7 protein-coding genes are annotated in these 9,310 nt (G+C 75.1%); all 7 read right to left on the minus strand.

What is annotated here, in order from left to right; all coding sequences use genetic code 11:
* Positions 1 to 139 precede the first annotated feature (139 nt).
* Positions 140 to 1,924: an acetyl/propionyl/methylcrotonyl-CoA carboxylase subunit alpha gene (locus F2B26_RS12080; protein ID WP_159809700.1), complete on the minus strand. Its 1,785-nt coding sequence runs from the start codon at positions 1,922 to 1,924 to the stop codon at positions 140 to 142.
* Positions 1,925 to 2,074: 150 nt separating this feature from the next.
* Entirely contained in the window at positions 2,075 to 2,746 is a 672-nt protein-coding gene (locus tag F2B26_RS12085; RefSeq protein ID WP_159809702.1) for a Maf family protein, read from the minus strand.
* Between the two features lie 25 nt (positions 2,747 to 2,771).
* Positions 2,772 to 4,328: a hydrogenase large subunit gene (locus F2B26_RS12090; RefSeq protein ID WP_159809704.1), complete on the minus strand. Its 1,557-nt coding sequence runs from the start codon at positions 4,326 to 4,328 to the stop codon at positions 2,772 to 2,774.
* The gene (locus F2B26_RS12095) at positions 4,325 to 5,773 is read right to left on the minus strand and encodes a proton-conducting transporter transmembrane domain-containing protein (protein ID WP_159809707.1); all 1,449 of its coding nucleotides are present in this window, start codon (positions 5,771 to 5,773) and stop codon (positions 4,325 to 4,327) included. The genes F2B26_RS12090 and F2B26_RS12095 overlap by 4 nt, the downstream gene beginning before the upstream one ends.
* The gene (locus F2B26_RS12100; protein ID WP_159809709.1) at positions 5,773 to 6,456 is read right to left on the minus strand and encodes a hypothetical protein; all 684 of its coding nucleotides are present in this window, start codon (positions 6,454 to 6,456) and stop codon (positions 5,773 to 5,775) included. The genes F2B26_RS12095 and F2B26_RS12100 overlap by 1 nt, the downstream gene beginning before the upstream one ends.
* 10 nt (positions 6,457 to 6,466) lie before the next feature.
* On the minus strand, positions 6,467 to 7,435 hold the full coding sequence (locus tag F2B26_RS12105) for a respiratory chain complex I subunit 1 family protein (protein WP_159809711.1): 969 nt from the start codon (positions 7,433 to 7,435) through the stop codon (positions 6,467 to 6,469).
* Positions 7,432 to 9,310, minus strand: a 1,879-nt coding sequence (locus tag F2B26_RS12110; protein ID WP_201292719.1) for a proton-conducting transporter transmembrane domain-containing protein, incomplete at its 5' end; no start/stop codon positions are given. The genes F2B26_RS12110 and F2B26_RS12105, both read right to left, overlap by 4 nt.

Here is a 9,310-nt window from a genome sequence, read left to right on the forward strand (position 1 = left end):
CCCGGCGGCGCCGTGCAGCCCCCAGTGCCGCGCCCCGCAGCCGCAGTCCACCCAGCCGTCGCCCGGACGTGCCACGTGCGGCGGGACCTGCGACGGACGCGGGTCGTCGGTCATCGGACGGCTGCCGCGGCGGCCACGGTCAGTCGACGATCTCGCAGATCGTGGTCCCGGCCGAGACGGACGAGCCGACCTCGGTCGTGAGCCGGGCGACCGTGCCGGCACGGTGCGCCACGAGCGGTTGCTCCATCTTCATCGCCTCGAGCACGACGACGAGGTCGCCCTCGGCCACCTGGTCGCCCTCGGCGACGGCGACCTTGACGATCGTGCCCTGCATCGGGGAGGCCAGCGTCGTGCCGCTCGTCGTGGCCCGGGGCGTCGCCCGACGGGCCGGGCGCCGTGCGCTCGGGCGCCCGCCCGGACGCGCCAGGCTGAACGCGGCCGGCAGCACGACCTCCAGCCGCTTACCGCCCACCTCGACCACCACCCGCTCGAGCTCGGGCTCGGCCACCGGCTCCTCGGCGTCGGACGTCGGCACCGAGGGGGACGGGGCCAGCGTCGCGAGGGTGTCGGCGAACGCGGTCTCGATCCAGCGGGTGTGCACCGAGAACGGGACGTCGTCGGTCGCCGGGGCGAAGGCCGGGTCGCCCAGCAGTGCGCGATGGAACGGCACGACCGTGCTCATGCCCTCGACGCTCAGCTCGGCCAGCGCCCGGCGGGCACGCTCGATCGCCTGACGCCGGGTCGCGCCCGTGACGACCAGCTTGAGCAGCAGCGAGTCGAACGCGCCGGTGATCGTGTCGCCCTCGACCACACCGGAGTCCACCCGCACGCCCGGGCCGGACGGCAGGTTCAGACCGGTGATCTTGCCCGGCGTCGGCAGGAAGCCCGCCGCCGGGTCCTCACCGTTGATCCGGAACTCGATCGAGTGCCCGCGCGTGGTGACGGCGTCGTAGCCCAGCGGTTCGCCGGCCGCGATCCGCAGCTGCTCGCGGACCAGGTCGATGCCGGTGACCTCCTCGGTCACCGGGTGCTCGACCTGCAGCCGCGTGTTCACCTCGAGGAACGAGATCGTGCCGTCGGCGCCGAGCAGGAACTCGCAGGTGCCCGCACCCACGTAGTGCGCCTCGCGCAGGATCGCCACCGAGGCGTCGACGAGCAGTGCGTGCTGGGCGTCGGTGAGGTAGGGCGCGGGCGCCTCCTCGACGAGCTTCTGGTGCCGGCGCTGCAACGAGCAGTCGCGGGTCGAGACCACGACCACCGTGCCGTGCGCATCGGCCAGGCACTGGGTCTCCACGTGCCGCGGACGGTCCAGGTAGCGCTCGACGAAGCACTCGCCGCGACCGAACGCGGCCGTGGCCTCCCGGACGGCCGAGTCGTAGAGCTCGTCGATGTCCGCGGCGTCGCGCACCACCTTGAGGCCGCGACCGCCACCGCCGAACGCGGCCTTGATGGCCACCGGCAGCCCGTTCGCGGCGACGAACTCGTGCACCTGCTCGGCACCCGCGACCGGGTCCGGGGTGCCCGGCACGAGCGGGGCGCCGGCGCGCTGGGCGATGTGCCGCGCGCTCACCTTGTCGCCGAGCGCCTCGATGGCGGCCGGCGGCGGGCCGATCCACACGAGCCCGGCGTCGATGACGGCCTGGGCGAACGCGGCGTTCTCGGCGAGGAAGCCGTAGCCCGGGTGCACGGCGTCGGCACCGGCGCGGCGGGCCACGTCGAGCAGCTTGGCGGCGTCCAGGTACGTCTCGGCGGCCCGTGCCCCGCCCAGCGCGTACGCCTCGTCGGCCAGCCGCACGTGCAGTGCGGTCCGGTCAGGGTCGGCGTACACCGCGACGGAGGCCAGACCGGCATCGGCACAGGCCCGGACGATACGGACGGCGATCTCGCCGCGGTTGGCGACGAGGACCTTGCTCAGGGCGGGCACGGCTCACCGTAACCCGCGGCACCCGCGCCCCGGCCACAGCACGGGGGCGCAACCGGCAAGTCTGTGCCCGGCGCCAAGGGCCCGACCGACCGGGTTGGAGGATTCCTCAGATGCCGTCGGCGCGCCGTGGTGCCTTCCCCACCAGAAGGCTCAGGCCCGGCGCCACAGCTGCGGGACGGTCACCTCGACCTCGGCGAGCAGGGCGCGCAGCAGCGGCAGGGACACCCCGACGACGGAGTGCGGGTCGCCCTCGACCCCCTCGACGAACGGGCCGCCCAGCCCGTCGAGCGTGAAGGCCCCGGCCACCGCGAGCGGTTCGCCGCTCGCGACGTAGGCGTCGACCTCCTCGTCGGACAGGTCGGCGAAGTGCACGGTCGTCGAGGCGGTGGCCCCGAGCGTGGCGCCCGTGCCCGGGCCGTCGGGCGCCGTCGGGCGGGTGTCGACCAACCAGTGGCCGGTGTGCAGCACCCCGGTGCGCCCGCGCATGAGGTGCCAGCGCTCGGTGGCCTGCGCGGCGTCGGCGGGCTTGCCCAACGGCTGCCCGTCGAGCTCGAGCAGGGAGTCGCAGCCCAGCACGAGCACGTCGTCGTCGGCCACGTCGTCCAGCCGACCGTCCTCGAGCGCGGACGCCACGTCGAGCGCCTTGGCCTGGGCGAGCAGCAGCACCGCATCGGCCACGTCGAACTCGCCCAGCCGCTCGCGCGCGGCGGCCAGCACAGCGGGCTCGTCTACGTCGGACACCTGCACCAACGGGTCGAACCCGGCGGCGCGCAACGTGGCCAGACGGGCGGGGGAGGCGGAGGCGAGCAGCAGACGGGTCACGGCAGGCGAGCCTAACGGCCGCCCGTCACAGGTCGTTGCCCGCGTAGGACTGGTTGAAGCTCTTGTTGGCCAGCGGGAAGTCCGGGACGATCGTGTCCGCCAGGGCCACCGGCAGGGCGGGCCAGGTGAAGAAGGACGGGTCCGCGACGGACACCCGACGCAGCCGGCCGTCGGCGATCTCGACCCGGTGGCACGCGGTGCCCCGCCAGGCCTCGACGAACGCACTGCCCGTGCCCGACCCGACCGGGACCTGCGCGAGCGGACCGGTGCCCAGCCGCCCGTCGAGCCGCTCGACGAGGTGCGCGACGACGGCGACCGAGACCGCGAGCTCCTCGACCCGCTGGGTGAAGCGGGCGAGCACGTCCCCCGTGCCGCCGGTCGGCACCGTGAACGACGGGCCCAGGTCGACCCACGGGTGGTCGCGGCGGGCGTCGACGTCCAACCCGCTGGCCCGTGCGACGTAGCCGAGCACGCCCATCTCGGCGGCCTGGTCGGCGCGCAGCACGGCCGTGCCGGTGAACCGGTCGACGAGCACCGAGGAGTCGAGGGCGACCTGCACGAGCTCGCGCACCCGCTCGCCGACCTCCTGCAGCGCCGCGACATCGGGCAGCGCCTGCAGCCGGGCGCCGCCGATGCCGATCGCGCCGCGGGCCAGCCGGTGCCCGGTGACCTCGCGGTTGGTGCGCAGCAGCTGCTCGCGCAGCCGCTGGGTGTGCTGGTGCACGATGCCGAAGCCCACGTCGTTGCAGATCGCGCCGATGTCGGAGACGTGGTTGTGCACCCGCTCCAGCTCCAGCAGCAGGGCCCTGACCAGGACGTCCGCCTCAGGGACCGGCAGGTCGAGCGCGGCCTCGACCGCCCGGGCGTAGGTGAGCGCGTGGCCGACGGAGGTGTCGCCGCTGATCTTCTCGGCGAGCTCGACGCCCTGCTCGGGGGTGCGGCCCTCGAAGAGCTTCTCCATGCCGCGGTGCACGAACCACAGCCGGGCCTTCATCCGCACGATGGTCTCCCCGACCACCGAGAACCGGAAGTGGCCCGGTTCGATCATGCCGGCGTGGACCGGGCCGACCGGGATCTCGTACACCCCGGCGCCCTCCACCGGGACGAACGCGAACGACGAGGTGTCCGGGGCGAACCGCGGCTCGTCGCCCGCGTCGTGCCGCATCGGGTACCAGTCGTCCGGCCAGTGCGCGTGGTGCACGAGGCGGCGCGGACGCGGGTGCCCGGCCGGCTCGATGCCGAACTGGTCGCGCAGGGCCCGTTCGAAGCGGCCCGCCGAGAACGACACGGCGGCCAGCGACGGCACCCAGGCGTCGGCGCGCGGCACGACGACGGACAGCTCGGTGCGCAGACCCGCGGGGGCCTCGTCGTCGGCCGCGCGGGTGAACAGGTAGACCACGCGCAGGTCGTCGCCGTCGTCGTGCCCGGCGACGAGGGCCAGCCGGTGCCCGGCGGCGAGCAGAGCGCCGGCAGACTCGACGAGCTGCTCACGCGTGAGGGTGCGGGTGCGGGTGCCGTCGGCGCGGACGCCGTTCTCGGGTCCGCCGCTGGTGTCCCCGCCGTTCAGGGGCTGGCCGTTCATGCGCCCACCGCCCGCGCCGCCGCGGTGAGCACGCCGCCGAGCGGCACCGCGAGCAGACCGGCCGCTGCGGTCGCCGCCAGGGCGAGCCACACCGGGGCCATCGGGCCGCGCGCCGCGGGCGGCAGCTCACCGACCGGACCGTCCGGCGGGCCGAGCACCATGCCCGCCGTCGCGCGGGCCAGGCCGGCGAACACGACGAGCAGCAGCACGAGCACACCGCCCATCGCTACCCCGAGCCCCGCCTGCCAGCCGGCCAGCACGATCGCGACCTCGGAGAAGAACAGCGCGAACGGCGGGAAGCCGAGCAGCGCCGCGATCGCGGTGACGTACGGGACGGCGAGCTGCGGGCGGCGGGCCAGCAGCCCGTGCACGTCGGCGATGGTCGTGGTGCCCTCGGCGGCCAGGATCCGCCCGGACATGACGAACGCGCTCGCCTTGGCCAGCCCGTGCCCCAGGGCGTGCAGCAGCACGGCGGCGACGGCCAGCCGGCCGCCGATCGCCGCGCCGACGGCCAGCAGCCCGAGGTGCTCGATGCTGGAGTAGGCGAGCAGCCGCTTGAAGTCGCGCTGGCGCAGGATGAGCGCGGCGGCGACCAGCAACGACGCGAGCCCGGCGGTGAGCAGCAGCCCGCGCACGAACGAGGGGCCGAGCACGACGTCGGCCACCGCCTGCACCCGCAGGATCGCGGAGAACGCCACCGCGAGCAGCACCCCGGACATGAGGCCCGAGACGGGTGCCGGTGCCTGGGAGTGCGCGTCCGGCAGCCAGGAGTGCATCGGGGCGAGCCCGGCCTTGGTGGCGAAGCCCAGCACCGCCAGCCCGGCCGCGACCTTGACCAGCCCCGGGTCGAGCGGCAGCTGCCCGGAGGTCAGCACCGTCCACGACAGCGTCGCCTGACCGGCGGTGCGGGCCGCGGCGTACAGCAGCACCGTGCCGAGCAGCGCGATCGCGACGCCCACCGACCCCAGCACCACGTACTTCCAGGCGGCCTCCAAGGAGCGCCGGGTGCCGTGGTGACCGACGAGGAACGCCGTCGCGAGCGTGGTGGCCTCGACCGCGATCCACAGCACCCCGAGGTTGTCGGCGAGCACCGCGAGCGACATGGCCGCCAGGAACACGCACACCAGCCCGGCGTAGCGGCGCGCCGAGGCGTCGGCCGGGCCGGGCCGCCGGGGGCCGAGCCCGCCCCACGTGGCGGTGAGCCCCACCGCGCCCACGAGCGCGAGCATGAAGGCCGACAGGGCGTCCGCGCGCAGCAGCCCGCCGCCGGCCCCGACCACGGCGGCGTGCCCCTCGACCGCGACGTGCACGACGAGGACCACCCCGACGCCCAGCACGACGAGGCTGGTGACCACCGGCGCCAGGCGCACCCCGCGACCGGTGGCGCCGGTGAGCACCCCGAGCAGCAGCCCCACCACGGGGGTCAGCACGAGCAGCACGTCCATCAGTCCCTCAGTTCGTTCATGGAGTCCAGCGCCTTGGGACCGGCCGCGCTGCGCATCCGCCCGGAGAGCACCGCGAGGATGAGCACGATGAGCAGCAGCTCGAAGGAGGTGCCCAGCTCGACGAGCAGCGGCACCCCGGCCGAGGTGAGGAATGCGATCGTCGCGATCCCGTTGTCCAGCACGACGAAGCCCACCACCTGGGACAGCGCCCGTCGCCGGGTCACCAGCAGCAGGAACCCGATGAGGACCACCGCGACCCCGACGGGCACCGCGGCGGCCGCCGGACCCGCGTCCGGCCCGCCGCCACCGAGCGCAGCGGTCACCGGCCGGCTCACCAGGTAGGCGAGCGTCGTGAGCAGCGCGACGCTCACCAGACCCGCGGTCGGGTTGAGCCGGGCCTGGTCCTCCCGGTCGGGGCCGCCGGCCGCGATGCCGCGGTCCAGCACGAACGGGACGACGACGGCCTTGAGCACGAGCACGATCGCCGCGACGACGACCAGCTCGCCGCCGCCCTCGGCCAACCCGATGGTGGCGACGAGCACCGCGAGCGCGACGCCCTGCAGCGCGATGAGGCGCACGGCCGGGCGCAGCGACCGGCGCCACACGAGCACCACGGCGCTCACCAGGAGGGTGCCGGTGGACAGGGCGACCAGCTGGGTGACCGCACCGGTGGACAGGTTCATCGCGGTCCCCTCAGGCGACCAGGTAGGAGGCGGTCACGGCGAGGAACGCCAGGACGAAGGAGCCGGCCAGCAGCTCGGGCACCCGGAACAGGCGCAGCTTGGCCATCGTGACCTCGGCCGCTCCGAGCAGCACCGCCAGCGCACTCACCTTGACGACGGCGGCGAGCACGCCGAGCGCCACCGCGCCGACGTCGGCCGTGGTCGCCACCCCCCAGGGCAGCAGCAGGTTGCCGACCAGCCCGAGCAGCACCGTGAGCCGCAGCCACGAGCCGAGCTCCACCCAGGCCAGGTCGCGCCCCGAGGTCTCCAGCACCATCGCCTCGTGGATCATCGTGAGCTCGAGGTGCGTGGACGGGTTGTCGATGGGCAGCCGCCCGGTCTCGGCGAGCACGACGACGACGAGCGCCACGACCGCGAGCACCCCGGCGGGGGAGGCGATCGAGCTGGGGTCGTCCCGGCGGGCCGAGACGATGAGCCCGAGCGCCGAGCTGCCGACCGGGATGGACAGCGCGTACACCGCGACCAGCACGGTCGGCTCGACGAGCGCGGCCACCATCATGTGCCGCGACGAACCCATCCCGCCGAAGGCGGACCCCGCGTCCAGCCCGAGCAGGGCGAGCGCGACGGTGCCGAGCAGCAGCACCGAGACGACGACGAACAGGTCACCTGGCACGAGCGCCGGTGCGAGGGTCGCGACGAGCGGTACCAGCGCGGCGAGCAGCAGCGAGGAGACGAGCAGCGCGAGCGGTGCGACGAGGGTCACCCACGAGGTGCCGGCCGCCCGGACGGGGCGCTTGGCCACGAGCTTGCGCAGGTCCCGCCAGGGCTGCAGCACCCCGGCGCCCGCCCGGCCCTCGAGCCGCGCCCGGCTCTGCCGAGTGAGTCCGGCGACCACCGGGGCCAGCCCGACGGCGACGCTCACCTGGACGGCCAGCACGAGGGCGGTGCCCAGCCCGGTCGCCACCGGTGCGGCGCTCATCGGGACACCACCAGCAGCACGACGACCAGCGCCGTGAACGAGAACGCCAGGTAGCGGTGGATCGAGCCGTTCTGCACCCGTCGGGCGCGGTCGGCCACGGCGTCGGCGGCGGCCACCAACGGGCGGTACAGGTGCACCTCGACCACGTCCTCGATCTGCTGGGTGTAGCGCACCCGGGTGGCCAGGTAGGCCGACTCGGACACGTGCGTCACCTCGATGTCCCGGGACGGCTGCAACGCATCGTCGAACACGCGCATGAGCGGTTCGGCGTAGGAGGTGGCGGTGTACTGCATCCGCGGGGAGTCGCGCACCCCGCCGCAGCCCCAGCCGAGCGCCTCGCGCTCGCGGCCGTGCCGGCGCGCCGCCGACCACGCCACGGCGAGGGCCGGGACCGCCACGAGGGCCCCGAGCAGCAGGAGGGCGGTCGGGTCGAGCACCGCGTGCAGCCCCGTGAGCCGCACCCCGCCCAGCCCGACCTGCTGCACCCCGCCGGCACCCAGGGCGCGGGCCAGCACCGTGGCCACCGGCCCCGGCGCCACCCCGAGCCCGACCACGAGCAGTGCGCCGACGGCCATCGGCACCCGCATGCTCACGGGCACCTCGACCGCATCGCGCGCTGCGACGGAGCGGGCCCGCGCCAGGAAGCCGATGCCGTACGCCTTGACGAAGGTGAGCAGCGCGAGGCCGGCGGTGAGCGCGAGCGCCGCCAGGGCCAGCGGGACGGTGACGGCGACCACCCTGTCGTCGGGCCGGACGCCGGCGATGAGCGACTGCAGCAGCGTCCACTCCGCGACGAAACCCCCGGTGACGGGCAGCGCCGCCGCGCCCAGGGCGGCCACCCCGAACGCGGCCGCCGTCCACGGCATCGCATGCACGAGGCCGCCCAGGCGGTCCAGGTCGCGTTCGCCGGTGGCGTGCACCACGGCGCCGGCGCCGAGGAACATCGTCGCCTTGAACGCCCCGTGCGCCACCGCGAGCAGCAGGCACGCGACCAGGGCCGCGTCGCCCGCGTCGTGCAGACCGGCGCCGGTGAACAGCATCCCGGCGCCCAGCGCGAGCACCATGAGCCCGACGTTCTCCGACGTGGAGTAGGCGAGCAGCCGCTTGAGGTCGGACGTGACACCGGCCTGCAGGATGCCGTAGAGCGCCGACCCGGCCCCCAGGGCCACGAGCAGCACCGCCCACCACGTCGGGCCGCCCGGCAGCAGCCGCACCCCGACGAGCACGGCGCCGTAGACGCCCATCTTCACCATCGCCCCGCTCATGAGCGCCGAGGCGTGGCTGGGGGCCTCGGGGTGCGCGCGCGGCAGCCACACGTGCACCGGCACGAGCCCCGCCTTGGCCCCGAACCCCAGCACGAGCAGGACGAACGCCACGCCGGCGGTCCCCGAGCGCGGGTCGACGCGGGCCAGGTCGGTGAACGACGTGCCGCCGCCCGCGGCCGCCAGCACGGCGAACCCGGCGGTGATCGCGACCATCGACAGGTGCGTCATCACCGCGTACCAGAGCCCGGCGTCGCGGGCCGCCGCCGAGGTGGCCTGCTCGGCCAGCACGAGCACCGCCGAGGCCCCGGCCATGAGCTCCCAGGCCAGCAGGAAAGACACGACGTCGCCGGCGGCCGGCACGAGCTGCAGACCGAGCAGGAAGACGGCGAGCGCGACCCACTGGGTGCGTGAGGCGCTGGGCCCGTGCACGTAGCCGATCGCGTAGAGCGAGGCCAGCACGCCGACCGCACCGGCCAGCAGCATGAACACGGCGCCCAGCGGGGTGGGGTCGAGCACCACCGGCAGCGGCAGCGCGTCCGGCACGGTGACGACACCCGAGCCGCCGGCCAGCACGAGGACCCCGGTGACGGCGCCGGTCGCGGCCAGCAGC

It is taken from the genome of Cellulomonas citrea (assembly GCF_009829685.1).
Classification (GTDB): domain Bacteria; phylum Actinomycetota; class Actinomycetes; order Actinomycetales; family Cellulomonadaceae; genus Cellulomonas; species Cellulomonas citrea.